At 73.2% G+C, this 25,384-nt stretch carries 22 protein-coding genes; 17 read left to right on the top strand and 5 right to left on the bottom strand.

The annotated features are described in order from the left end of the window. Positions 1–40: 40 nt before the first annotated feature. Together ACP7TJ_RS07170 and ACP7TJ_RS07165 are read left to right on the top strand one after the other, a co-directional pair. A complete protein-coding gene (locus tag ACP7TJ_RS07170) occupies positions 41–982 on the top strand; it encodes a 5-dehydro-4-deoxyglucarate dehydratase (protein ID WP_427762506.1) in 942 nt (313 codons plus the stop codon). Beyond that, on the top strand, positions 979–2,148 hold the full coding sequence (locus tag ACP7TJ_RS07165; protein WP_266396135.1) for a hypothetical protein: 1,170 nt from the start codon (positions 979–981) through the stop codon (positions 2,146–2,148). The genes ACP7TJ_RS07170 and ACP7TJ_RS07165 overlap by 4 nt, the downstream gene beginning before the upstream one ends. Here ACP7TJ_RS07165 and ACP7TJ_RS07160 read toward each other — a convergent pair. Further along, positions 2,085–3,320, bottom strand: coding sequence for an MFS transporter (locus ACP7TJ_RS07160; RefSeq protein WP_427762503.1), 1,236 nt, complete (start codon positions 3,318–3,320; stop codon positions 2,085–2,087). The genes ACP7TJ_RS07165 and ACP7TJ_RS07160 overlap by 64 nt on opposite strands. A gap of 218 nt (positions 3,321–3,538) precedes the next feature. Here ACP7TJ_RS07160 and ACP7TJ_RS07155 point away from each other — a divergent pair, with 218 nt between their 5' ends. From ACP7TJ_RS07155 to ACP7TJ_RS07085, 15 genes are all read left to right on the top strand, one after another. Continuing rightward, the gene (locus ACP7TJ_RS07155) at positions 3,539–4,132 is read left to right on the top strand and encodes a TIGR03086 family metal-binding protein (RefSeq protein ID WP_093767589.1); all 594 of its coding nucleotides are present in this window, start codon (positions 3,539–3,541) and stop codon (positions 4,130–4,132) included. Between the two features lie 220 nt (positions 4,133–4,352). Continuing rightward, the gene (locus tag ACP7TJ_RS07150) at positions 4,353–5,039 is read left to right on the top strand and encodes a GntR family transcriptional regulator (protein WP_093767590.1); all 687 of its coding nucleotides are present in this window, start codon (positions 4,353–4,355) and stop codon (positions 5,037–5,039) included. Continuing rightward, entirely contained in the window at positions 5,036–5,992 is a 957-nt protein-coding gene (locus ACP7TJ_RS07145) for a dihydrodipicolinate synthase family protein (protein WP_367450005.1), read from the top strand. The genes ACP7TJ_RS07150 and ACP7TJ_RS07145 overlap by 4 nt, the downstream gene beginning before the upstream one ends. After that, positions 5,980–7,710 (top strand): L-arabinonate dehydratase, encoded by a 1,731-nt coding sequence (gene araD / locus ACP7TJ_RS07140; protein ID WP_189911655.1) that lies wholly within the window; start codon positions 5,980–5,982, stop codon positions 7,708–7,710. Before ACP7TJ_RS07145 ends, araD begins: the two co-directional genes overlap by 13 nt. A 134-nt stretch (positions 7,711–7,844) precedes the next feature. Further along, complete coding sequence (locus ACP7TJ_RS07135) at positions 7,845–8,777, top strand: carbohydrate ABC transporter permease (RefSeq protein WP_093767593.1); 933 nt, start codon at positions 7,845–7,847, stop codon at positions 8,775–8,777. Then, positions 8,774–9,670 carry a carbohydrate ABC transporter permease gene (locus ACP7TJ_RS07130; RefSeq protein WP_266545260.1) on the top strand — a complete coding sequence of 299 codons (897 nt, stop codon included), beginning with the start codon at positions 8,774–8,776 and terminating at the stop codon, positions 9,668–9,670. Before ACP7TJ_RS07135 ends, ACP7TJ_RS07130 begins: the two co-directional genes overlap by 4 nt. Further along, positions 9,667–10,851, top strand: a complete 1,185-nt coding sequence (locus tag ACP7TJ_RS07125) for a Gfo/Idh/MocA family protein (protein WP_167744948.1) — start codon at positions 9,667–9,669, stop codon at positions 10,849–10,851. Before ACP7TJ_RS07130 ends, ACP7TJ_RS07125 begins: the two co-directional genes overlap by 4 nt. Then, complete coding sequence (locus ACP7TJ_RS07120; protein ID WP_387618171.1) at positions 10,848–11,693, top strand: PmoA family protein; 846 nt, start codon at positions 10,848–10,850, stop codon at positions 11,691–11,693. The genes ACP7TJ_RS07125 and ACP7TJ_RS07120 overlap by 4 nt, the downstream gene beginning before the upstream one ends. Beyond that, entirely contained in the window at positions 11,690–13,282 is a 1,593-nt protein-coding gene (locus ACP7TJ_RS07115) for a family 43 glycosylhydrolase (RefSeq protein WP_427762498.1), read from the top strand. The genes ACP7TJ_RS07120 and ACP7TJ_RS07115 overlap by 4 nt, the downstream gene beginning before the upstream one ends. Then, positions 13,279–14,643 carry an ABC transporter substrate-binding protein gene (locus ACP7TJ_RS07110; protein ID WP_093767598.1) on the top strand — a complete coding sequence of 455 codons (1,365 nt, stop codon included), beginning with the start codon at positions 13,279–13,281 and terminating at the stop codon, positions 14,641–14,643. The genes ACP7TJ_RS07115 and ACP7TJ_RS07110 overlap by 4 nt, the downstream gene beginning before the upstream one ends. A 121-nt stretch (positions 14,644–14,764) precedes the next feature. After that, positions 14,765–15,553, top strand: a complete 789-nt coding sequence (locus ACP7TJ_RS07105) for a rhamnogalacturonan acetylesterase (RefSeq protein WP_367547147.1) — start codon at positions 14,765–14,767, stop codon at positions 15,551–15,553. 33 nt (positions 15,554–15,586) lie between these two features. Continuing rightward, complete coding sequence (locus ACP7TJ_RS07100; RefSeq protein ID WP_167744944.1) at positions 15,587–16,912, top strand: pectate lyase family protein; 1,326 nt, start codon at positions 15,587–15,589, stop codon at positions 16,910–16,912. Between the two features lie 85 nt (positions 16,913–16,997). After that, entirely contained in the window at positions 16,998–18,110 is a 1,113-nt protein-coding gene (locus ACP7TJ_RS07095) for a pectinesterase family protein (protein WP_427762495.1), read from the top strand. Then, positions 18,107–19,177, top strand: coding sequence for a dienelactone hydrolase family protein (locus ACP7TJ_RS07090; protein ID WP_427762493.1), 1,071 nt, complete (start codon positions 18,107–18,109; stop codon positions 19,175–19,177). Before ACP7TJ_RS07095 ends, ACP7TJ_RS07090 begins: the two co-directional genes overlap by 4 nt. 144 nt (positions 19,178–19,321) lie before the next feature. Next, positions 19,322–20,770, top strand: coding sequence for an NCS2 family permease (locus ACP7TJ_RS07085; protein ID WP_427762491.1), 1,449 nt, complete (start codon positions 19,322–19,324; stop codon positions 20,768–20,770). 69 nt (positions 20,771–20,839) lie between these two features. Here ACP7TJ_RS07085 and ACP7TJ_RS07080 read toward each other — a convergent pair whose 3' ends face one another. The 4 genes from ACP7TJ_RS07080 to ACP7TJ_RS07065 all read right to left on the bottom strand — a co-directional run bounded on the left by ACP7TJ_RS07080 (position 20,840) and on the right by ACP7TJ_RS07065 (position 25,317). Next, positions 20,840–22,297 (bottom strand): peptidoglycan D,D-transpeptidase FtsI family protein, encoded by a 1,458-nt coding sequence (locus tag ACP7TJ_RS07080; protein WP_093767604.1) that lies wholly within the window; start codon positions 22,295–22,297, stop codon positions 20,840–20,842. A 96-nt stretch (positions 22,298–22,393) separates the two neighbouring features. Then, a complete protein-coding gene (locus tag ACP7TJ_RS07075) occupies positions 22,394–23,056 on the bottom strand; it encodes a response regulator (RefSeq protein WP_093767605.1) in 663 nt (220 codons plus the stop codon). 12 nt (positions 23,057–23,068) lie between these two features. Then, the gene (locus ACP7TJ_RS07070) at positions 23,069–24,334 is read right to left on the bottom strand and encodes a sensor histidine kinase (RefSeq protein ID WP_427762488.1); all 1,266 of its coding nucleotides are present in this window, start codon (positions 24,332–24,334) and stop codon (positions 23,069–23,071) included. Beyond that, positions 24,331–25,317, bottom strand: coding sequence for a hypothetical protein (locus tag ACP7TJ_RS07065; RefSeq protein ID WP_401626002.1), 987 nt, complete (start codon positions 25,315–25,317; stop codon positions 24,331–24,333). Before ACP7TJ_RS07065 ends, ACP7TJ_RS07070 begins: the two co-directional genes overlap by 4 nt. Positions 25,318–25,384: the final 67 nt, after the last annotated feature.

The raw sequence follows: 25,384 nt of genomic DNA, 5'->3' as shown, positions 1-25,384 counted from the left end.
ACGACAATCAAGAATGTGGACCCAGGACCAGGGAGAGCTTGTGACGTCAGCCCCTCTCGCCGCGCGACTGAGTATCCCCAGCGGGCCGCTGTTCTTCCCGGTCACCGCCTACGGACCCGACGGCGCCGTGGACCTCGCCGCCTACCGGCTCCATGTGCGGCGCGGCGTCGAGGCCGGGGCCGCCGCCGTCTTCGCCTGCTGCGGCACCGGCGAGTTCCACGCGCTGACGCCCGAGGAGTTCGAGACCTGCGTGCGCGCGGCGGTGGAGGCCGCCGAGGGGCGCGTCCCGGTCGTCGCGGGCGCCGGCTACGGCACCGCCCTCGCCGTCCGCTACGCCCGGCTGGCCGAGGCCGCCGGCGCGGAGGGGCTGCTCGCCATGCCGCCGTACCTGGTCAAGGCCGGGCAGGAGGGGCTGCTGCGGCACTACCGCGAGCTGGCCGCCGCCACCTCCCTGCCGGTGATCGTCTACCAGCGGGACAACGCCGTCCTCACCCCCGCCACCGTCGTGGAACTCGCCCGCACCGAGGGCGTCGTCGGCCTCAAGGACGGCTACGGCGACCTCGACCTGATGCAGCGCACGGTCAGCGCCGTGCGCGCGGCCGGAGTCGAGGACTTCCTGTACTTCAACGGGCTGCCCACCGCCGAGCTGACCCAGCCCGCCTACCGCGGCCTCGGAGTCACCCTGTACTCGTCCGCGGTGTTCTGCTTCGCGCCGGAGATCGCCCTCGCCTGCCACACCGCGCTGCGCACCGGCGACGAGGCCACCGTGCGCCGCCTGATCGACGGCTTCTACCGGCCCTTCGTCGAACTGCGCGACAAGGGCCAGGGTTACGCCGTCTCGCTGGTCAAGGCGGGGGTGCGGCTGCGCGGGCTGGACGTGGGGGAGGTCCGTCCCCCGCTGCACGAGCCGGCCGGGGATCATCTCAAGCAGCTCGCTCAGCTGATCGAGCGGGGACAGGCGCTGCTCGAGGAGGGCATGTGAAGGCATCGGCGTTCGTCTACCCCTGGGACGTCAACGGGGACCCCGGGGCGCCCGCGCGGCTCGCGGAGCTGGGCACCGCACAGGTGACCCTCGCCTCCGCCTACCACTCCACCCGCGCGCTGACCCCCCGCCACCCCCGGCACCGCGTGGTCACCGCCGAGTACGCGGCCGTGCTGTACCCGGCCGAGGAGTCCCGCTGGTCCGGCCGCGCCCCGCGGCCCCACCCGGCGGGCGACTGGGCGCCGGGGGACGCCTTCGGCGAGGCCGCCGCCGCGCTCACGGGAGCGGGCCTCGAGGTGCACACGTGGGTGGTGCTCGCCCACAACTCCCGCCTCGGCGCGGAGCATCCGGACACCTCCGTGGTCAACGCCTACGGCGACCGCTACCCGTGGGCGCCGTGCATCGCCCAGCCGGACACCCGCGCCTACCTGACGGACCTCGCCGCCGAGGCGGCCGTGCGTCCCGGGGCGCACGGTACCGAGCTGGAGTCGCTCGGCTGGTACGGCCTGGCCCATCTGCACGCCCACGACAAGACCGCCGGGGTCCCGCTCGGGGACGCCGGGCACTACCTGATGTCCCTGTGCTTCTGCCCCGCCTGCCGGGACGGCTACGGCGCCGAGGGCCTGGACGCGGACGAACTCGCCGCCGCCGTACGGGACGCGCTGGACCCCGTGTGGCGGGGGGAGAGGCCCTCCGGGGGCGGCTGGACGGGTGTCGCGCACCTGCTCGGCGACACCCGGGCGAACGCCACGCGCGCGTGGCGCGACCGCACGGCCCGCACCCTCCAGGAGGAGGCCGTCGCGGCCGTGCGCCGGGCCGCTCCCGAGGGCTTCCAGGTGCTGCTGCACGCCGACCCGGTGTCCTACCACTGCGGCGCCAACGCGGGCGTCGACCCCGCGCACATCCTCTCCGTCGCCGACGGCGTGGTCGTCCCCTGCACCTCGGACCCCGGCCTGATCACCCCGTTCGCCCGCGAGGGCAGGGAGGGCGCCGTGCTCGCCGCCAACTTCACCGTCGTCTCCGGCATGGGCGGCAGCCCCGGCACCCTCGCGGCCGACGCCGACGGGGCGCGCCGCCTGGGCGCGACCGAACTGCGGCTGTATCACGCCGGACTGGCGTCGGACGCGGACCTCGCCGCCGTACGGTCGGCACTGGCAGGGCTCTGACCGAGGAGCACCGCCGCCGTCACCCCCAGCACCACCCCGAGGGCGACCAACTGCGCACGGTGGCCCAGGAGTTCGACCAGCACCGCGCCCGCCGCGAGGCCGATCACGTTCGGGGTGTGCACCAGGGTGCCGGCGGTGGCGGTGACCCGGCCCAGCAGCGGGCCGGGGGTGCGCTGCTGCACGCCCGTGAGCACCGCGATCAGCGCGGCGGGCAGCCCCACGCCGACCGCCGCGGCACACGCCCACGCCGCCGGGTCGTACGGCACCGCGCGCAGCGCCACCGCGACGGCCAGGAGGGAGATGCCGTACGCGGCGAACCGCCGTGCGCCCAGCCGCCGCAGGGCCGGGCCCGAGAGCAGCCCGACCGTCACCGACCCCGCCCCCTGCACGGCGTACAGCACACCGGCGTACGCCGGGGAGTGGCCGAGGTCCTCGACCACGGCGTACGTCAGCGCCCCGCTCACGCCCGCGCACAGCATCGTGACCCCGCCCGCCAGCACCAGCGGGCGCAGCCCGGCGTCCCCCCACAGGTGCCGGACGCCCTCGGCGGTCGCGCTCCGGCCGCCCTCCCGCGCCGGCGCCGGCCGCTCCTCCCGCACCCGCAGCGACAGGTACACCAGCGCCGCCGCCAGGAAGCTCGCCGCGTCCAGAACGGCGACGCCGGGCCCGCCGTACGCCGTGTAGAGACCCGCGCCGGCCAGCGGGGCGAGCAGCTTCATGCCCTCGTTGGCCATCATCCGCAGCCCGTTGAAGTCCCCGAGCAGGGAGCGGTCCACGGCGCCCGCGACCAGCGCCGACTCCGCCGCGTCGTGCACCGTGCCGACCGCGCCGTACACGAACAGCACCGCGTAGAGCAGCCACAGCTCCTCCGGCCCGTCCACGGCGCACAGCGTGAGCAGCAGCACCGCCATGAACAGGCTCAGCGCGACCAGCAGCGGCCGGCGCCGGTGGCGGTCGGCGAGCGTGCCCAGGAGCGGACCGGCCAGGGTGGGCGCCCACATCGCGAGCATGCACAGCGCCGCCAGCCCGTCCGAGCCCGTGAGGTCCTTGACCCACACCCCCGACGCCAGCCACAGCGCGGAGGTGCCGAACCCGGAGACCACCACCGCCGCCAGACACCGGCCCGCGGTGCGGTCGCGCAGCACGCGGACCGTCGTCCATCTCGTCGTCATGCCTGGTCATCCTGCGACTAAGGCCCGCCCGCGCGGATCGGGAGGATGCCTTAGGGGCGGGGCGGGGGTGAGCGCGGCCGGTACGTCACCCGTCACCTGGCGGGGGCCGGCCGGACCAGGAACACCACGGCACCCGTGAGGGCCGAGCCTCCTCGCCGATGAGTTCCGCGGCCGCGGCCGGTCTCCCCTTCGTACGCCACCGTCCACCGGGAGCAGCCATGACCGACACTCCGCTCGACTTCGGACCGCAGACCAGGATCGTCGCCCGCCTGGCCGAGGGGGTGACCGACGCGCAGCTCGCGGACGGTACGCCGTGCCCGCGGTACGCCGTACGCCATGTCCTGGGCCACCTCCTCGGACTGGCCGTCGCCTTCCGGGACGCCGGCCGCAAGGATCTGGGAGCCACCACGGACACCGATCCGCAGGCCGCCCTGCCGGACGTCGGACCCGCCTGGCGCGCCGAACTGCCCAAGGCGCTCGACGAACTCGCCGAGGCCTGGCGGGACCCGGCGGCCTGGACCGGCATGACGCGCGCCGGGGGCTTCGACATGCCGGGCGAGGTCGCCGCCGCGGTCGCCCTCGACGAACTGGTGGTCCACGGCTGGGACCTGGCGCGCGCGACCGGGCAGCCGTACACGCCCGACCCCGCCGCCCTGGAGACCGCGCACGCTTTCCTCCGGGCCGCCGCCGAGGAGGGCGACCGGGGCGAGGGCATCTTCGGACCCGTCGTCCCCGTCCCGGCCGACGCCCCGCTGCTGGACCGGACGATCGGCCTCAGCGGCCGTGACCCGGGCTGGGTCAGGCCCGCGTGAGAACGGGCCCCGTCCGCGCGGAGGGGGAGCGCGGCCGGGGCCCGTCGTGCACCGTGAGAAACAACCTCACCTGAGAAGCAACCTCACCTTCCTTTGCCAGAAGCATTGACGAAACCCCGTGCCGCTCCTACGGTCGTCCGCGTCGTACTTCGTACGTCATATATGAGACGCGATACGCGAGATCCGATACGCGATCCGACGCGAGATCCGAGAGGCGCGCATGACCTCTGTGCCCACGCCGATCCCCTCCCGCACGCAGTACGTGCTGGAGGAGATCAAACGCCGCATCCTCACCGGCCGGCTCACCCCCGGCCAGGCCCTGGTCGAGACCGACCTCGCCGCGCAGTTCGGGGTGTCCAAGACCCCGGTGCGGGAGGCGCTCAAGACCCTGGCCGGCACCGGCCTGGTGGTGATGAGCCAGTACAAGGGCGTCACGGTGCGCATGGTCGACGCGGACATGGCGCGCGAGGTCTACGACGTGCGGCTGCTGCTCGAACCGGAGGCGCTCAGGCGGGCCGTGCGCCGCGGCGCCTCCCTGGACGACGCCCGCGAGGCGCTGACCCGCGCCGACGGGGCCACCGACACCGCCGAACGCTCCCTGGCCAACCGCGAGTTCCACCGCGCCCTCTACCTGCCCTGCGGCAACCCGCTGCTCGGCCGGATGCTCGACGAGGTCCGCGACCAGGCCGCCCTGGTCTCCGCGGTCGCCTGGGCCGCCGACCCGTCCTGGGAGCACGAGGCCGACGAGCACCGCGTGATCCTCGACCTGGCCCTCGCCGGGGACGCGGACGGCGCCGCGCGCGCCCTGCACGCGCACATCGCGTCCTTCCTGCGACGCGCCTTCCCCGAGGCGGAGTTCGAGGCGGAACGCACGGAGCGGGATCACCGGAAGGACGGTCAGGCATGACGACGACGTCTCCCACCCAGGCGAGCGCACCCCAGGCGGCAGGGGCCGCCCGGACGTTCGACGCCGAGCGGGCGGCCCTGGCCGGCGTGGTGGCGATCCCGGTCACCCCGTTCGCCGAGGACGGCTCGGTCGACCCGGACACCTACCGCGCCCTGCTGCGCCGCCTCCTCGACGGAGGCATCACCACCCTCACCCCCAACGGCAACACCGGCGAGTTCTACGCCCTCACCCCCTCCGAGCGGCGGCTCGTCACCGAGCTGACCGTCGAGGAGGCAGGCGACCGCGCCGCGATCCTCGTCGGGGTGGGCCACGACGTGCCCACCGCCGTCGCCTCCGCGCGGCACGCCCGTGACCTCGGCGCGCAGATGGTGATGGTGCACCAGCCCGTCCACCCCTACGTCTCGCAGAGCGGCTGGGTCGACTACCACCGGGCCATCGCCGAGTCGGTGCCCGAGCTGGGCGTCGTCCCCTACCTCCGCAACGCGCAGCTCACCGGCGCGCGGCTCGCCGAACTCGCCGACGCCTGCCCCAATGTGATCGGCGTGAAGTACGCGGTCCCGGACGCGGCCCGGTTCGCCGCGTTCGCCCGGGACGCGGGCCTGGAACGCTTCGTGTGGGTGGCGGGGCTCGCCGAGCCGTACGCCCCCTCCTACTTCTCGGCCGGGGCGACCGGCTTCACCTCGGGCCTGGTCAACGTCGCCCCGTCCGTGTCGCTGACCATGCTGGACGCGCTGCGCTCCGGTGACTACCCGACCGCCATGAAGGTGTGGGAGCAGATCCGCCGCTTCGAGGAACTGCGCGCCGCCAACGGCTCCGCCAACAACGTCACCGTCGTCAAGGAGGCCCTCGCCTCTCTCGGGCTGTGCCGCCGCGAGGTCCGCCCGCCCAGCAGGCCGCTGCCCGAGAGCGAGCGCGCCGAGGTCGCCGCCATCGCCGCCGGATGGTCGATATGAAGTCACCCGAGGAACTCCGCAGCCACCAGTGGTACGGCACGGACGGACTGCGCTCCTTCAGCCACCGTGCCCGCACCCGCCAGCTCGGCTACCTGCCCGAGGAGCACCTGGGCAAGCCGGTCGTCGCAATCCTCAACACCTGGTCCGACATCAACCCCTGCCATGTGCACCTCCGCGACCGCGCACAGGCCGTCAAGCGGGGCGTGTGGCAGGCGGGAGGCTTCCCGCTGGAGTTCCCGGTCTCCACGCTCAGCGAGACCTTCCAGAAGCCGACCCCCATGCTCTACCGCAACCTCCTCGCCATGGAGACCGAGGAACTGCTGCGCTCGTACCCGGTCGACGGGGCCGTGCTGATGGGCGGCTGCGACAAGTCCACGCCCGCCCTGCTGATGGGCGCCGCCAGCGCCGGACTGCCCGCCGTGTTCGTGCCCGCCGGGCCGATGCTGCCCGGGCACTGGCGCGGCGAGACCCTCGGTTCCGGCACCGACATGTGGAAGTACTGGGACGACAAGCGGGCCGGCGTCATCGGCGACTGCGAGATGCAGGAACTGGAGAGCGGCCTGGCCCGCTCGCCCGGCCACTGCATGACCATGGGCACCGCGTCCACGCTGACCGCCGCGGCCGAGGCGCTCGGCGTCACCGTGCCGGGCGCGTCCAGCATCCCGGCCGTCGACTCCGGGCACGACCGGATGGCCGCGAAGGCGGGCATGACGATCGTCGACCTGATCCACAAGGGCCGCGGGATCGGCGACATCCTCACCGCGGACGCCTTCGAGGACGCCGTGACGACCGTCCTCGGGCTCGGCGGCTCCACCAACGCCGTCATCCATCTGATCGCGATGGCCGGACGCGCGGGGGTGAAGCTCACCCTCGACGACTTCGACCGCATCGCCCGCACCGTCCCGGTGCTGGCCAACGTACGGCCCGGCGGACGGACGTACCTGATGGAGGACTTCCACTTCGCGGGCGGGCTGCCCGGGTTCCTCTCCCGGATCCCGGACCTGCTCCACCTGGACCGTCCCACCGTCTGCCACGACACCCTGCGCGCGCAGCTCGCCGGCGCACAGGTGCACGACGACGACGTGATCCGTACCCGTGACAACCCGGTCGCGGCCGAGGGCGGGGTCGCCGTGCTGCGCGGCAACCTCTGCCCGGACGGCGCCGTCATCAAGCACATCGCCGCCGAGCCGCACCTGCTGAAGCACACCGGTCCCGCCGTCGTCTTCGACGACTACAAGGAGATGCAGCGGACCATCAACGACCCGGCGCTGAACATCACCGCGGACAGCGTGCTGGTGCTGCGCAACGCAGGACCCAAGGGCGGCCCGGGCATGCCCGAGTACGGCATGCTGCCGCTCCCCGACCACCTGCTCAAGCAGGGCGTGCGGGACATGGTGCGGATCTCCGACGCCCGCATGAGCGGCACCAGTTACGGCGCCTGCGTGCTCCACATCGCCCCCGAGTCGTACGTCGGCGGGCCGCTCGCGCTGGTGCGCACCGGCGACCCGATCACCCTCGACGTCGAGAACCGCACCCTCACCCTCGACGTGGACGACGAGGAGCTGCGCCGCCGCCGCGCGGAGTGGTCACCGCCGCCCGCGCGCTACGAGCGGGGCTACGGCGCGCTCTACAACGACCAGATCACCCAGGCCGACACCGGCTGCGACTTCGAGTTCCTCGCCCGGCCGGGCTCCGTCCAGGACCCGTACGCGGGCTGACCCGCCCGCCCGCCCGGGCGGACCGGCCCCCGCACACCCGTGCAGAAAGCGCTTCCTGTCCGACCCGTCCCGCACCGCCGGCCCCGCGCAGGCACCCCCGCACAGCACGACGTACCGAGAAACGGAGAACAGTCATGGCCCAAGCCGCAGCCGTGGCGAAACCGCCCGCGCCACCGAGGCGGCGCCGTGCCTCCGCCACACCCCGCCGACTGCCCTACCTGCTGATCGCGCCGGCCGCCCTGCTCATGCTGGGGTTCATCGCCTACCCGGTGCTCAGCGTCTTCTACTACAGCCTTCAGGACTACAACCCCACCAAGCCCTGGCGGAACGGCTTCGCGGGATTCGACAACTTCACCCGCATCTTCACCGAGGACCCCCTCTTCCTGGACACCCTCGTCTTCAGCGCCAAGTGGGTGTTCGTCGAGGTCGGCCTGCAACTGATGTTCGGACTCGCCCTCGCCCTCATCGTCAACCAGACCTTCGTCGGCCGTGCCCTCGGCCGCGCGCTGGTCTTCTCCCCGTGGGCCGTCTCCGGCGTGCTCACCTCCGCGATCTGGGTGCTGCTCTACAACTCCCAGACGGGCATCACCCGTTACCTCGCGGACATGGGCATCGGCGAGTACGGCGTGAGCTGGCTGTCGGACACCTCCACGGTGTTCCCCGCCGCGATCGTCGCCGACCTGTGGCGCGGGGTGCCCTTCTTCGCGATCCTCATCCTCGCCGACCTCCAGTCCGTCTCCAAGGACCTGTACGAGGCCGCCGAGGTGGACGGCGCCAGCCGCTTCAAGCAGTTCTGGCACATCACGCTGCCGCATCTCAAGGACGCCATCATCCTCTCCACGCTGCTGCGCGCCGTGTGGGAGTTCAACAACGTCGACCTGCTCTACACGCTGACCGGCGGAGGACCCGCAGGCGCGACCACCACGCTGCCGCTGTACATCGCCAACACCTCCGTCGACGCCCATGACTTCGGCTACGCGTCGGCCCTGACCACGGTGGCGTTCGTGATCCTGCTCTTCTGCTCGATGGTCTACCTGCGGCTGAGCAAGTTCGGAGGCGAGAAGTGATCACCAAGGAGGCCACCGCGGCCGCCCCCGCCCCCGCGCCGGCCGTCCCCGAGCCGCCCCGGCCCGTGCAACGGCGCCGGGCCTGGGACGAGGCGCCCCGCTGGCAGATCTACCTGCCCCTCGGCATCTATCTCGTCTTCACCCTCATCCCCTTCTACTGGATCCTGCTGTTCGCGCTCCGCCCGGCCGGCTCCACCTCGCTCGTGCCCTGGCCGATGACCACCGCGCACTTCGAGAAGGTGTGGACCGACCGCGGCTTCGGGACCTTCTTCCAGAACAGCGTGCTCGTCGGCGTCGCCACCCTGTTCATGACCACCCTGGTCGCCCTGGCCGGTGGCTACGCGCTCGCCCGGTTCGACTTCCGGATCAAGCGCGGGTTCATGCTGGCGCTGCTCTGCTCGCAGTTCGTGCCCGGCGCGCTGCTGCTCGTCCCGCTGTTCGAGATCTTCGCCGAGCTGCAGATGATCAACTCCCTGGGCAGCGTCATCATCGCCGAGACGGTGTTCCAGCTGCCGCTGTCGATGATCCTGCTCAGCAACTTCATCAAGAACGTGCCCTACTCGCTGGAGGAGGCCGCCTGGGTCGACGGCTGCAACCGGTTCCGGGCGTTCCGGGTGGTCGTCCTGCCGCTGCTGCGGCCCGGCCTGATCGCCGTCGGCTCCTTCGCCTTCGTGCACTCCTGGAACCACTTCCTGTTCGCCCTGATGTTCCTCAACAACCAGGAGAAGCAGACCGTCCCGGTCGGCCTCAACACCCTGATGAGCGCGGACAGCGTCGACCTCGGCGCGCTCGCCGCGGGCGGCATCATCGCGGCCGTCCCCGTCGTGATCGTGTTCGCCTTCATCCAGAAGTGGCTGATCACCGGTTTCAGCGCGGGGGCGGTGAAGGGATGACCGCCTCGTCCGCCGCCCCCGGCGCCCCGCTCCCGGTCGTCCTGGCCGGCGCCCGCGGCCACGGCCGGTGGCACGTGGAGAACATCCGCCGCCTCCAGGCGAAGGGCCTGGTCCGGCTCGTCGGCGTCTGCGAGCTCACCCCGCTCACCGAGGACGAGTTCGGCGGCGAACTTCCCGAGCAGTCCGCCGACTTCGGGGCGCTCCTCGACTCCACCGGCGCCCGCGCCGCGGTGATCTGCACCCCCATCCCCACCCACACCGCCCTCGCGCTCACCGCCGCCGAGCGGGGCGTGCACCTGCTGCTGGAGAAGCCCCCGGCGCCCTCGTACGCCGAGTTCCGCCGGATGGCCGACGGGGTCGCCGCGGCTGGGGTGGCCTGCCAGATCGGCTTCCAGTCGCTGGGTTCGCACGCCGTGCCGGCCATCCGCGACCTGATCGCCGAGGGCGCCGTCGGCCGGGTGACGGGGATCGGCGGGGCCGGCGCCTGGGTGCGCCCCGAGGCGTACTTCCGCCGCGCTCCCTGGGCGGGCCGCCGGCGGCTCGACGGCGTCGACGTCGTCGACGGGGCGCTCACCAACCCCCTCGCGCACGCCGTCGCCACCGCCCTCGCGCTCGCCGGGAGCACCCGCGCCGAGGACGTCGCCGGCATCGAGACCGAGCTGCTGCGCGCCAACGACATCGAGTCCGACGACACCTCGTGCGTCCGCGTCACCACCGTCCAGGGCGGTTCGGTGACGGTCGCCGCCACGCTGTGCGCCGAACGGGCCGACGAGCCGTACGTGGTGGTGCACGGCACCAGCGGCCGGATCACCTTCTGGTACAAGCAGGACCGCGTCCTGCTCCAGCGCGCGGACCACGGCCCCGAGGAACTCCACTTCGACCGCACCGACCTGCTGGAGAATCTCGCCGCCCACCTCCAGGACGGCGCCGAGCTGCTGGTCACCCCCGCCGACACCGGCGCCTTCATGCAGGTCGTCGAGGCGATCCGCACCGCCCCCGACCCGGAGCCGCTGCCCGACGAGGCCTGGCGCCGCGTCCCCGGCGAGGACCGCCGGGTGGTGCCCGGCGTCGACGCCCTGGTCGCGGCCGCCGCGGACCGTCTGTCCCTCTTCTCCGAGCTGGGCGCCCCCTGGGCCCGGCCCGCCCACCACCGTCTGCCGAAAGAGGTGAGCACCCGATGACCGGCAACGACTCCGTGGTGCTGCGCGTCGCCGGCCGGCCCGTCGGCCGGTACGTCACCCGGCCGGAACTGCCGGCCCGGCTCTCCCCGCGGCCCTATCTGCACCCCGTCACCACCCTGGCCGGCACGGCGGTCACCGAACTGAGCCCCGCCGACCACGCACACCACCTCGGCGTCGGTGTCGCCGTTCCCGACGTCGAGGGGTTCAACTTCTGGGGCGGGCGCACCTACGTCCGCGACCGCGGCCCCACCGAGCTGGACAACCACGGCTCCCAGCGGCACACCGCCTACCACCGGCGCGAGGCCGACGGCTTCACCGAGGAACTGCGCTGGATCGCCGCGCCCGGCGAACTGCTCCGCGAGCGGCGCACGGTCACCGCGACCGCCCTCACCGACGGCGCGTGGGCGCTCGACCTCGCCTTCGCCCTCACCAACGTCTCCGGACGCCCGCTGTCCCTCGGCAGCCCCGCCACCAACGGCCGCCCCGGCGCCGCCTACGGGGGCTTCTTCTGGCGGGCCCGCAAGGAGGACGCGGCGCCCGACGTGTTCACCGCGGCGGCCGAGGGCACGGACGCGGTGCACGGACGGACCGCCGACTGGGTCGCCCTGGCCGGCTCCGCCTGGACCCTCGTCTTCGCCGCGGCCGGCGAGGCGACCCGCCGCGACCCCTGGTTCGTGCGCACCGAGGAGTACCCCGGGGTCGGCTCCTCCCTCGCGTACGACGCACGACTGCCGCTCCCGCCGGGGGAGACGGCGGAGCGCCGGGTCGTCACCGTCGTCGCCGACGGCCGGCTCGGCCGCGAGGAGGCTGCCGCCCTGGTCGCGAAGGCGGTGAGCCCGTGAGCGCCGCCCCGGCCGAGCCCGTCTACCGCAACCCGGTCCTCGACGCCGACTGGTCCGACCCCGACGTGATCCGCGTCGGCGACGACTTCTACCTCACCGCGTCCAGCTTCGGCCGCGTCCCCGGACTGCCCCTGCTGCACTCCCGCGACCTGGTCAACTGGACCCTCGTCGGCCACGCCCTGCAACGCCTGGAACCCGAGAGCGAGTTCGCGGCGCCCCGGCACGACTGCGGGGTGTGGGCGCCGTCCCTGCGCCACCACGACGGCCGCTTCTGGATCTTCTGGGGCGACCCCGACCGGGGCGTCTTCCAGGTCAACGCCCCCGAGATCCGCGGCCCCTGGACCCGCCCGCACCTGGTCAAGGCCGGCAAGGGACTGATCGACCCCTGCCCGCTGTGGGACGACGAAACCGGCGAGGCGTACCTCGTGCACGCCTGGGCCAAGTCCCGCTCCGGCGTCAAGAACCGTCTCACCGGTCACCGGATGCACCCGCACGGCACCGAACTCCTCGACGAGGGCAAGGTGATCGTCGACGGCGACCGCATCCCCGGCTGGTTCACCCTCGAAGGCCCCAAGCTCTACCGGCACGACGGCTGGTTCTGGATCTTCGCCCCCGCCGGGGGAGTGGAGACCGGCTGGCAGGGCGCCTTCCGCTCCCGCGCCTTCTTCGGCCCCTACGAGGAGAAGGTGGTCCTGGAGCAGAAGGACACCGACGTCAACGGCCCGCACCAGGGCGGCTGGGTGCGCACCCCGTCCGGCGAGGACTGGTTCCTGCACTTCCAGCAGCGCGGCGCCTACGGCCGGGTCGTCCACCTCCAGCCGATGAGGTGGGGCAGTGGGGGAGGATGGCCGGTGATCGGGGACGACGGCGCCCCCGTCGCCGAGCACCGCCGCCCGGACCTGCCGCCGCAGCCGCCCGCCGCGCCCGCCACCGACGACGACTTCCCCGGCGGACGCCCCGGCCGCCAGTGGCAGTGGACCGCCAACCCCCGGGACGGCTGGGCCACCCACCACTCCGCCGACGGGCTGCGCCTCACCTGCGTCCGCACCCCCGACGCGCACGACCTGCGCGCCCTGCCCAACGTCCTCACCCAGCGGCTGCCCGGCACCCCGTGCACCGTCGAGGTGGACCTCCGGCTCGACGACGGCGAACCCGGGGCGCGCGCCGGGCTCGCGGTCCTCGGGGACGCCTACAGCTGGATCGGACTCCAGCGCGGCCCGGACGGCACGGTGCGGCTCGTGCACCGGTTCGCCGAGACGGTCGCCGACCAGGAACGGGACGCCGCACCCGCGCGGCCCGCACCCGGCGGCCGGGCCCGGCTGCGCGTCGACATCGACGCCGGCGCGCGCTGCCGCTTCTCGTACGACACAGGAGACACAGGAGACACCGCAAACACCGCGGACACCGGAGACGGCGCCGGGCAGGGCGGCTTCCGCCCCTCCGGCCAGGTCTTCGCCGCGACTCCCTGGCGCTGGGTCGGTGCTCTGCTCGGCCTGGTCGCCCTGGCGCCCACCGGTCAGGGACACGCCGGTACCGCCACGTTCACGCAGTTCAGGATCCGTATCCAGGAGAAGAGAGCCGACCGATGAAGATCAGCATTCTCGGAAGAAACACGGGCAGAGGGCGCCGCGGCAGGACGTCGGCGGCCGTCGCCCTGGGAGCGGTCCTGGCGCTGACCGCCACCGCCTGCGGGGACGACGGCAGCGGCTCGGGCGAGGGCGCCGAGGGCAGCGGCACGGGGAAGATCGTCTTCTGGGACAACAACGGCGGTGTCCGCACCGACATCTGGAAGGAGGTCATCGCCGACTTCGAGAAGGCGAACCCGGACATCGACGTCCAGTACGTCGGCATCGCGTCCACCGAGTACCAGTCCAAGGTCGACACCGCCATCCAGGGCGGCGGCCTGCCGGACGTGGGCGGCATCAGCGCCTCGATGCTCGCGGGCTTCGCCGCGCAGGGCGCGCTGGAGCCGCTGGACGAGCGTCTTGAGGGCTCGTCCCTGAACGGCAAGCTCAACAAGGACATGATCGAGTCGCTGCGGGCGGCCGGCGGCGGGGACGACCAGCTGTACTCCGTGCCGACCTCCGCCAACAACGGCGTCCTGTACTACCGCACCGACATGTTCGAGAAGGCGGGCCTGGAGGAGCCGACCACCTGGGACCGCTTCTTCGAAGCCGCGGAGAAGCTCACCGACAAGGGCAGCAACCGCTTCGGCTACACCATCCGCGGCGGCGCCGGCTCCATCGCCCAGGCCCTCGACGCGATGTACGGGCAGTCCGGCATCACCTCGTTCTGGGACTCCACCGGCAAGAAGACCACGGTCAACGACCCGAAGAACGTCAAGGCGCTGGAGAAGTACGCGGCCCTGTTCAAGAAGGTGACCCCCGCCGCCGACCTCAACAACGACTTCACCAAGATGGTCGCCCAGTGGGACTCCGGCGAGATCGGGATGCTGAACCATAACCTGGGCTCCTACCAGGACCACGTGAAGGCGCTGGGCGTGGAGAAGTTCCGGGGCATCCCGCAGCCGGTCGGCCCCGACGGCAAGCGGGTGCAGGTCTCCAACCCGGTCGACGGCATCGGCCTGTTCAAGAGCTCCAAGAACAAGGACGCCGCCTGGAAGTTCATCGAGTTCGCCGCGTCGGCGCAGTCGAACTCGAAGTTCAACGAGTCGGCGGGACAGGTGCCGGCCCACGCGGACGCCGCGAAGGACGCGTGGATCGCCAAGGCGGAGCCGACGAAGCTGGCCGCCGACGCGCTGAGTGACGGGTCCACGACCATTGTGCAGCTGCCGTACTACCTGCCTGACTGGAACACGATCTCCAAGGCGGACAACGAGCCGAACTTCCAGAAGGTGCTGCTCGGGGACATGAGCGCGAAGGACTTCCTGGACGGGATCGCCGAGCAGTTGAACGCGGCTCAGGCCGAGTGGGACGAGCAGATGGGGTGACGCCTTCTCGGTCGGGGGCGGCCTGTGGTTTCGCGGCTGCGGGTCGTCCCCGGCTGGGCGCGCAGTTCCCCGCGCCCCTGGTGGGGCGCTTCACCTCCCCCTTCTTCGAAAGGCACAGGTTGTGTCTCTTTCGCGTAGGCATGTCGTCGTCGCCGGGGTCGGAGCTGCCGTGAGTGTGGGCGGTACGGCGCATGCCGGGCCACGGCGGTCGCGGACCGTCTGGATCGCCGGGGATTCCACCGCCGCCCAGAAGTACGCCCCCGCCGCTCCCGAGACCGGGTGGGGGATGGCGTTGCCCTTTCTGCTCCGGCGAGGGCTCGGCGTCGCCAACCATGCCGTCAACGGGCGGAGTTCCAAGAGCTTCGTCGACGAGGGGCGGCTTGACGCGATGCTCGCCGGTGTCCGCCCGGGCGACCTGCTCGTCGTGCAGTTCGCGCACAACGACGAGAAGGCGGACGACCCCAGCCGGTACACCGAGCCCTGGACCACCTATCAGCAGTACCTGCGTCTGTACCTGGACGGCGCCCGGGCGCGGGGAGCGCGGCCGGTGCTGGCCACCCCGGTGGAGCGGCGCCGGTTCGACGCGGAGGGGCGGGCCGTGCCCAGCCACGGGGAGTACCCGGAGGCGATGCGGGCGCTGGCCCGGCAGGAGCGGGTCGCGCTGCTCGACGTCCAGGCGCTGTCCCTGGCGCTGTGGCAGGAGCTCGGCCCCGAGGCGACGCGGACGTACTTCAACTGGACCGGCACCAAGCAGGACAACACCCATTTCTCCCCGACGGGCGCGATCGCCGTGACACGGCTGGTCGCCCGGGAGCTGCTGCGCACCCGGGTGCTCGCGCCGCACGACGTGCGGCGGCTGGACGAGGAGATCCCGCCGTCGTGGATCACCTGGCCGGAGGCCGCCGCGTAACACCCCCCGGACCACGAACAGGAGAGCCGCACCATGAACGTTCATGTATGGCATGGGCATGCCAGAAGAGTCGGCGTGCTGGCCGGCTGCACCGCCCTCGTGCTGACCCTGACCGGTACCGCCGCGCAGGCCCGCACCCCCGCGCACCACGACCCCGCCCGGCAGACGCTGCCCGCGGGCGACGGCTGGGCCTCGTACGGCACGGGCACCACCGGAGGCGCCGCGGCCGACGCCGCGCACGTCCGCACCGTGACCGACTGGGCCCAGTTCACCGCCGCCCTGGAAGAGGGCGGGGACGCCCCGAGGATCATCAAGGTGAAGGGCGTCATCGACGCCGTCGCCGACGGCTGCGACGCGTTCGCCGTCCCCGGCTACGACTTCGACGCCTACCTGGAGACGTACGCCCCCGAGACCTGGGGCCTGGAGCGGGACCTCACCGACGAGCCCGACGACAGCCCCGAGGGGCTGCGCCGCGCCTCCGCCGCCCACCAGGACGCGGTGATCAAGGTGAACGTCCCCTCCCACACCACGATCATCGGCGTGGGACGCGACGCCGCGATCAAGGGAGCGAGCCTCCAGATCAAGGGGGCGGACAACGTCATCGTCCGCAACCTCACCCTGGAGAGCCCCGTCGACTGCTTCCCGCAGTGGGACCCCACCGACGGCGACCGCGGCAACTGGAACAGCGAGTACGACACCGTCGTCGTGCACGGCTCGACCCATGTGTGGCTGGACCACAACACGTTCACCGACGGCGCGCACCCCGACAGCGAGGCCCCCACCCACTTCGGCATGCTCTACCAGCAGCACGACGGCGAGCTGGACATCGTCAAGGGCGCCGACTACGTCACCGCCTCCTGGAACGTCTTCACCGAGCACGACAAGACGATCCTCATCGGCAACAGCGACAGCGAGTCCACCGCCGTGGGCGACCGGGGCAAGCTGAAGGCGACCTTCCATCACAACCTGTTCGAGGACCTCACCGAGCGCACCCCGCGCGTCCGGTTCGGTCAGGTCGACGTCTACAACAACCACTTCGTCGCCGGCTCCGGGTACGGCTACAGCTTCGGCGTCGGCAAGGAGTCCCAGCTCGTCGCCGAGCACAACGCGTTCACCCTGCCCCGGGGCATCAGCCCGGCGAAGGTCCTCAAGCGCTGGAACGACGCGCCGCTCACCGCCCGGCACAACCTGGTCAACGGCAGGCCGGTCGACCTGATCGCCGTGCACAACGCGGAGATCCCCGAGGAGACCCTGCGCTCCGGCGCCGGCTGGACGCCCGCCCTGCGCAAGGCCGTGCACCCCGCATGGGCCGTGCCCGCCCTGGTCGGACTCGGCGCGGGCGCCGGCCGCCTCCGCTGACCCGCGTCGTCCGAGCCGCCGGTGCGGACCGCCCCCACTGCGGCCCGCACCGGCCCCCATCCGCCCTCCCTCAAGGAGCACCCGCATGCCCTCGCACCTGTCCCGGAGGAACGTCCTGCTGGCCGGCGCCGCGGCCGGCTCCGCCCTCGCCCTGTCCGCCGCTCCCGCCCATGCCCACGGCCGCCCGCGCCGCCCCTTCGGCCGCTACGGCTCGCCGTCCGCGCGGCTCACCTCCACCACCCTGTACGTGCACCCGCGCGGCGCCGGCGACTTCACCGGCCTCCAGGCGGCGGTCGACGCCGCCACCGGCACCGGACGCACCCTCGTCATCGCCCCCGGCGTCTACCGCGAGACCGTCTCCGTTCCCGCGGACCGCACCGGCATGACCTGGATCGGCGCCTCCGAGGACCCCCGTGACGTGGTCGTCGTCTTCGACAACGCGGCCGGCACCCCCAAACCCGACGGCTCCGGCACCTACGGCACCTCCGGGTCGGCCACCACCACCCTGCGGCCCGACGGCTTCACCGCCCGCCGGATCACCTTCGCCAACGACTGGCTGCGCGCCGACCACCCCGGCGTCAGCGGCACCCAGGCCGTCGCCGTCAAGGTCACGGGCGACCGCAGCGCCTTCTTCGACTGCCGGTTCCTCGGCCACCAGGACACCCTGTACGCCGACTCGGCGTCCCTGGACACCGTGGCCCGCCAGTACTTCGCGCGCTGCTACGCCGAGGGCGACGTCGACTTCGTCTTCGGCCGCGCGACAGCGGTGTTCGAGGACTGCGACTTCCGCACGCTGATCCGCCCCGACCTGACGTCCGCCCCCTTCGGCTTCGTCTTCGCGCCCTCCACCGCCGTCGCGAACCCGCACGGCTTCCTGGTCACCCGCAGCCGCATCAGCAGCGAGGCGCCCGACGGCTACTACAAACTGGCCCGCCCCTGGGTGCCCAGCTCCGACCCGACCGCACGGCCCATGCTCACCGTCCGCGACACCCACCTCGGCCCGGGCATCGACGCCGTCGCGCCCTACACGAACATGGCGAGCGGGCACCCGTGGCAGGACCAGCGGTTCGCCGAGTACCGCAACACCGGCCCCGGCGCGGTCATCACCGTCCCCGCCAACCGGCCCCAGCTCACCCCCGCTCAGGCCGCCACGCACACCCGCCAGGCCTGGCTCGGCGACTGGCGGCCCCAGGCATGACCTCCCTGCCCGGACCGCCCGGCCTGCTCGACGCGCTCAAGGACGACCTGACGTTCCCGCTCGCCTGGGGGACCTCACCCGTCCGTGACCTCACGCGCTGGCGCCGGGCGGCCCGGGCCGCGGTGGAGGACGCGCTCCTCGTCCCCGCCGAACCCGCCCTGCCCTACGACCCCGTGCACGCCCCCGGGCCCGAAGGGGACGGATACGCACGGGAGTCGGTGGCCGTCACGCTCACCCGCCGTACCCGGGCCCGCGGCGTCCTGCTCACCCCGCACGGCACCGGACCCTTCCCGGCCGTGCTGCTGCTGCACGACCACGGCAGCCGCTTCGACATCGGCAAGGAGAAGTGCGTCCGCCCCTGGTACGACGACACCCGGCTCGCCTCCGCCGAGGAGTGGGCCGCGCGTCACTTCGACGGCCGCTTCCCCGGCGACGAACTCGCCCGCCGCGGCCATGTCGTGCTGTGTCTCGACGCCCTCGGCTGGGGCGAACGCGGCCCGCTCGTATACGAAGAGCAGCAGGCGCTCGCGAGCACCCTCTACCAGGCGGGCTCCTCCCTCGCCGGACTGCACGCCCGCGAGGACCAGCGCGCCGCCGCCTTCCTCGCCGGGCTCGACCGGGTCGACGCGCGCAGGGTCGCCGCCGCCGGCTGGTCCATGGGCGGCTACCGCGCCTGGCAGACCGCCGCGCTCAGCGACCACGTCACCGCCGCCGCGAGCGTCTGCTGGATGTCCGGGCTGAAGCAGCTACTGGTGCCGGGCAACAACACGCTGCGCGGCCAGTCGGCGTTCCACATGCTGCACCCCGGACTCGCCCGCCACCTCGACCTTCCCGACGTGGCGAGCGTCGCCGCGCCCAAGCCGATGCTGTTCCTCCACGGCGGACGCGACCCCCACTTCCCCGCCGATGGCGTACGGGCCGCCTACGACCGGCTCCGCACGGTCTGGCGGGCCTGGGACGCCGAGGAACGGTTGCGGCTGGAGGTGTGGCCCGGACGCGGGCACACCTTCGCCTCCCCGATGCAGGACGAGACGTACGCCTGGCTGGACACCGTGCTCCGCGCCTGAACCTCTGTGCGAGGGACCGGACGGTGTCCGGCCCGCCGGTATGCCAATCCGTCACACGAAGCACACCGGAACGACGTACAGCACGGGCACAATCCAGCCAGCGTTCAGCAGATCATCACCTCCCGCTCATCGAGGAGCAGTTGCATGTCCGAGGCACAGAAGACGGCCGGCCGGCAGGACGCCGGGCCGTCCACGGTGACGGGTGTCGACCGGTTCTTCCGGATCACCGAACGGGGCTCGACGTTCGGCCGTGAGATACGCGGCGGCTTCGCCACCTTCTTCACGATGGCCTACATCCTCGTGCTCAACCCGCTCATCCTGGGCAGCGCGAAGGACAAGTTCGGTGAGCAACTCGACCCGGTGCAGCTCACCACCGCCACCGCCCTGGTGGCCGCCGTGATGACGATCATCATGGGCGTCGGCGGCAACCTGCCCCTCGCCCTGGCCGCCGGACTGGGCCTCAACGCGGTCGTCGCCTTCCAGCTCGCCCCGCTGATGAGCTGGGACGACGCGATGGGCCTGATCGTGCTGGAGGGCCTGCTCATCTGCGTCCTGGTGGTGACCGGGCTGCGCGAGGCGGTCATGCACGCCATCCCGCAACCGCTGAAGCAGGCCATCAGCGTCGGCATCGGCCTGTTCATCGCGCTGATCGGCTTCGTCGACGCCGGCTTCGTCACCCGCATCCCGGACGCCGCGAACACCACCGTGCCGGTCCAGCTCGGCAGCACCGGCACCCTCGCCGGCTGGCCGATGCTGGTGTTCTGCGTCGGCGTGCTCCTCACCATCGGTCTGCTCGCCCGCAAGGTGCGCGGCGCCATCCTCATCAGCATCGTCGCCATGACCGTCGTCGCGCTCGTCATCAACGCGCTCGCCGACGTCAAGACGTGGGGCCTGACCACCCCCGAGTGGCCAGACCGGATCGTGGACACCCCCGACTTCGGTCTCCTCGGCCAGTTCAGCCTGTTCGGCGCGTTCGGCCAGGTCGGCGTGGTCACCGTCGTGCTGCTGGTGTTCACCCTGGTCCTGTCCGACTTCTTCGACACCATGGGCACCGTCGTCGGCGTCAGCGCCGAGGCGGGCCTGCTGGACGTGGACGGCAAGGTGCCCGGGCTCGGCAAGGTGCTGCTGATCGACGGCGCCGCGGCCGTGGCGGGCGGCGCCGCCTCCGCCTCCTCGGCGACCTCCTACATCGAGTCGGCGGCCGGCGTCGGCGAGGGCGCCCGCACCGGCTTCGCCAACCTGGTCACCGGCTCGCTGTTCGGGCTCGCGCTGTTCCTCACCCCGCTGCTCACCATCGTCCCGCTCCAGGCCGCCGCCCCCGCCCTGGTCGCCGTCGGCTTCCTGATGATGACCCAGGTCAGGCACATCGAGTGGGACCGCTACGAGATCGCCATCCCGGCGTTCCTCACCATCGCCGTGATGCCGTTCACCTACTCCATCACCAACGGCATCGGCGCCGGCTTCCTCGCCTACGTCCTCATCAAGACGGTGCTGGGCCGCGCCAAGGAGGTCCACTGGCTGCTGTGGGGCACCTCGGCGCTGTTCCTGGTCTACTTCGCGATCGACCCGATCGAGCAGCTGCTCGGCGTCTGACCGCTCACAGCACCGCGGGCCGCCCCCTTCGAGCACCGGGGGCGGCCCGTGCGTGTGTGTCCCGCGACGTCAGTCCTGGAGCGCGGCCTTCATGGTCTCCCGCGCGATCGGGGCGGCCAGCCCGTTGCCGCTGACCTCCGAGCGGGCCGCGTCCGACTGCTCCACCAGCACCGCCACGGCGACCTTCTTGCCGTTCGAGCCGGACTCGGCGTACGAGGTGAACCAGGCGTACGGCGTCTTGCTGTTGTTCTCGCCGTGCTGCGCCGTGCCGGTCTTGCCGCCCACCGTGGCGCCGGACAGCTGCGCGTTGCTGCCCGTGCCCTCGTCCACCACCGTCCGCATCGCCGACCGCAGCTGCTCGGCGGTCGAGGAGCTGACGATCCGCCGGGCCGAGGCGTCCTCGTCGTGGTCCTCCAGCACGTCGCCGCCGCTGTCGGTCACCCGGGACACCATGTGCGGCGACACCAGCTCGCCGTCGTTCGCGATCGCCGCCGACACCATCGCGATCTGCAGCGGCGTCGCCGTCACGTCGAACTGGCCGATGCCGCTCAGCGCGGTCTGCGCCGGGTCCATGTCCGAGGGGTACACGCTGGCGTAGGCGCGCACCGGGACGTCCTGCTCGTCGTCGTTGAAGCCGAACTCCTCCGCCATGTCACGCACCTTGTCCTGCCCCAGGTCGACGGCCATCTTGCCGAAGACGTTGTTGCAGGAGTACTGGAGCGCCACCCGGATCGAGGCGTTCTCGCACGGCGCGGACGGGTTCTCGTTGGTGAGGTCCTTCGACGAACCCGGCAGCGGGTAGGGGTCGGGGCTGTCGGTCCGTTCGTCCACCGAGGAGTACAGCCCGTCCTCCAGCGCGGCGGCCGCCACCACCAGCTTGAACGTCGAGCCGGGCGGCAGCGGCTGGCGCAGCGCCCGGTTGGTCAGCGGCTTGTCCGGGTCCCCGTTCAGCCGCGTCCACGCCTCGCCGGCGGTGTTGGCGCCGGTCAGCGCCGTCGGGTCGTACGACGGGGTCGACACGGCGGCGAGGATCCGGCCGGTCTCCGGGTCGATGGCGACCGCGGCGCCCTTCTTGTCGCCGAGCGCCCGGTACGCCGCCTTCTGCACGGCCGGGTCGATGGTCGTCACCACGTTCCCCGGGGCGGCCCTCCCGCCCGTGACCGTGTCCGTCACCGTCTTCAGACGGGGGTCCGTGCCGTTGAGCACGTCGGCGTAGATGCCTTCGAGCTGGGTCGGCGCGTAGGCCTGTGAGGCGTAACCGGTCACCGCCGCGTACAGCGGACCGTCCGTGTAGGTGCGCTTGTAGGCGAGGTCGCTCCCCTTCGTCCGCGCCGAGCCGGTGATGGACTCACCGGCCACGACGATGTTCCCCAGCGGCTCCGCGTACGTCTCGATCGCGTTGCGCCGGTTGTCGCTGTCGTCCGCCAGTGCCCGGCCCTCGTAGAACTGCACCCAGGTCGCCCGCACCAGCAGGGCGAACACCAGGAGCAGCGTGAAGACGGAGGCACGCCTGATCGTCCTGTTCATCGCGTGAGGACAGACGAGCCGAAGGGTGCGGGACGTTCCCGTCCGCCCGGATTCTCATCGTGTGTTCATACAGGCCCCCGATCGGCGTGAACCCGCTCACCTGCCGCCGAGGAAGCCCGCCTCGTAGGCGGCGACCACGGCCTGCGTGCGGTCCCGGGCGCCCGTCTTGGCCAGCACCGACGCCACGTGCGTCTTCACGGTCGCGGCGCCCACGCCCAGACGCCCGGCGATCTCCGCGTTGGTCAGCCCGCCCGCCATGTGCCGCAGCACCTCGCGCTCGCGCCCCGTCAGCCGTCCCACCCACGCGGGCGGCGCGGGACGGGCGCGCGCGTGCTCGGCGGCGAGGGCCCGCACCGCCTCCGGGAACAGCAGCGTGTCGCTGCGCGCCACCAGCCGCACCGCCCCGACCAGCGCGTCGGCCTCCGCCCGCTTCAGGAGGAACCCTGCGGCGCCCGCCCGCAGCGCGTCGTACACGTAGGCGTCGTTCTCGAAGGTGGTGACGACGACGATCCGCGGCGGCTCGCCCGGACCGGCGAGGATCGTCTCGGTGGCGCGGATGCCGTCGGTCCCCGGCATCCGCACGTCCATCAGCACCACGTCCGGCCGCAGTTCCCGCACCACGGCCACCGCCTCCGCCCCCGTGGCGGCCTCGCCGGCCACCTCGAGATCCGGCTCGGCGGACAGGATGGCTCGCAGGGCGGAGCGGACCATGCGTTCGTCGTCGGCGAGGACGACACGGATCGGGGCGGGAACGGTCATGAGGGTTCCTCGTCAGGGGGAGGCGGGCGGGCGGGGGACGGGCAGCCGTACGCGAAGACGCCAGAGGCCGTCGACCGGGCCGGCCCGCGCCGTGCCGCCCAGCAGACGGGAGCGGGACCGGATGCCGTCCAGGCCGTGCCCGCCGCCGCCGCGGGTGGCGGCGGAGGCCGCGAGGGGGTTGTCGACGCCGATCTCCAGGTGCCCGTCGCGCAGGACGACGCGCACGGCCACCGTGACCCCGGCGCCGGCGTGCCGCAGCGCGTTGGTCAGCCCCTCCTGGACGATGCGGTACGCCTCGCGGGACAGCACCGGAGGGAGGGCCTTCAGCGGCGCGTCCACCGTGGCCGTCACCGGCTGCCCGGCGGCCCGGGTGCGGCGCAGCAGGCCGTCCAGGTCGGCGGCGAGCGTGGGCGCCGGGGCCGCGTCGGGGGTGTCGCCGTCGCGCAGCACGCCGAGCACCGTGTCGAGTTCGCCGACCGTGCGCCGGGTGGTCTCCTCGATCGCCGCGAGCGCCTCGCGCACGAACTCCTGGTCGCTGCCGAGGACCCGGCGGGCGGCGCTCGCCTGCAGGGTCACCGCGCTCAGCGCGTGCCCCACCGAGTCGTGCAGTTCACGCGCCAGGCGGTTGCGCAGGGCGAGATCGGCGGCCCGGGCCTCGGCGGCGGCGAGCCGCTCCTCGGGGGACGGGCCCAGCAGCGCCGGCGCCCAGCGGGCGAGCAGCGCGCCCGCCCCCGCCGCGCAGCCCGCCAGCGCCAACAGCGACACCACGCCCGCGACGGGGGCGAGCGCCTGACCCCACCCGTGGCCGAGGATCTCCGGCAGCCCCAGCCGGGGGTCCCGCCAGGCCGGGACGAACGGCAGGGCGATCAGCACGGCGGCGAACGGCGGCAGCGCCAGCGACATGCCGGCGACGACCGCGCCGGACGTCAGATGCAGTGCGAACCACAGCGCCGTACGGCCCTTGGCCGCCCGGCCGCGGGCGGGCCCCTCGGCGAGCCGGTCCGCGGGCACCCCGCACAGCCAGCGCACCGCCGCCCCCTCCAGCGGCCGGGTCAGCGGGAACAGGGAGGTGGCGACGGCGAGGGGCAGCCCCACGGCGAACGAGGCGAGCTGCATCGTGAGCGAGGTGAAGACCTGACCGTCCGTCGAACCGGCCACCGGGCCGACGACCACCGTGCCGACCAGGACGTACGGCATGGCGAGTGCGCCGCCCAGCACCAGATGGACCCAGCGCAGCCGTGCCTGCCGCCCGAACAGCGGCCGCAGCAGGGCCGTCATGCCGCCGGGAGCCGCGCCGACCGCCCCGCGAGGAAGCGGACGCAGACGGCGGCGACGAGCAGCCCGACGGTCATCTGGCCAGCGTAGGTCAGCAGCATCAGGTCCGTCGGGCGGTCGGCGGGATCTCCCGGCGCGAGCAGGGCGGCGGCCGTCATCCAGCCGCCCCAGCAGGCCACGGCGGCGGACCCGACGAGCGCGGCGGCCAGCGGCACCCGCACCGGCGGCCCGGGAGCCCGCCGGGGGACGAGCGCCCACGCCCCGGCGACCGCGGCCAGCAGGAAGACGACGTACACGCCCTCCAGCACCTGGGCGTCGGCGCCCCGGTCCGCGGCGGCGTCCGCGGTGAGCCCGACGGTGCCGCCGCAGGCCCACACCGCCCGCAGCGTCAGCGGGAACAGGACCAGGACCAAGGCCGCGGCCGCCAGGGCCCGCTGCCCGGGCCGCCCCGTCGCACCGGCGCACAGGCCCGCCGTGCGGCCGCGCCACAGGTGCCCCCAGCGGTCCCGGGCGTACAGCACGAACAGGGCGCCCAGTGCGAGGCCCTGCACGATGAAGCCGCCGTACACGACGGCGAACACCCAGCCCTCCAGGAAGGGCCGGCCGTCACCCCCGCCGCTCCCGGCGCCGCCGTCGAGGGCGCCCACCAGGAGCTGGAGGGGATAGCCGGCCATGATCGGCGCCAGCAGGCCCGTCGCCACCCACATCGGCGCCGCGAGCAGCCAGGCGGGCACCGCGCGGCCCCACGGCCGGGTCAGCAGCAGCACGAGCACGATCACCGCGCCGTCCATCAGGATCGTCAGCGCGTTGGCTGCGGCCAGCGCGACACGGTCGTCCAGCAGCGGGCTGCCGGCCGGGATGCCGAGGTGACTTCCCGCCACCCAGGCGGTCTTGAGGCCGAGGTACGGCAGGCAGGCCGCCACGGCGACGGCACGCAGCAGCCTGCGGGAGCGGGGAGGAAAGGGCGTGGTCGGTGTCTGGGGCATGCGTCCACGCTCCCGCGCGGGCGCCCGCCCTCACATCGTGCGCGGCGACGATCCGCCTCCGCCGCCC

It is taken from the genome of Streptomyces sp. DSM 41931 (genome assembly GCF_050271085.1).
GTDB classification, from domain to species: domain Bacteria; phylum Actinomycetota; class Actinomycetes; order Streptomycetales; family Streptomycetaceae; genus Streptomyces; species Streptomyces albogriseolus.
This window is presented reverse-complemented; position numbering and strand designations above follow the sequence as displayed.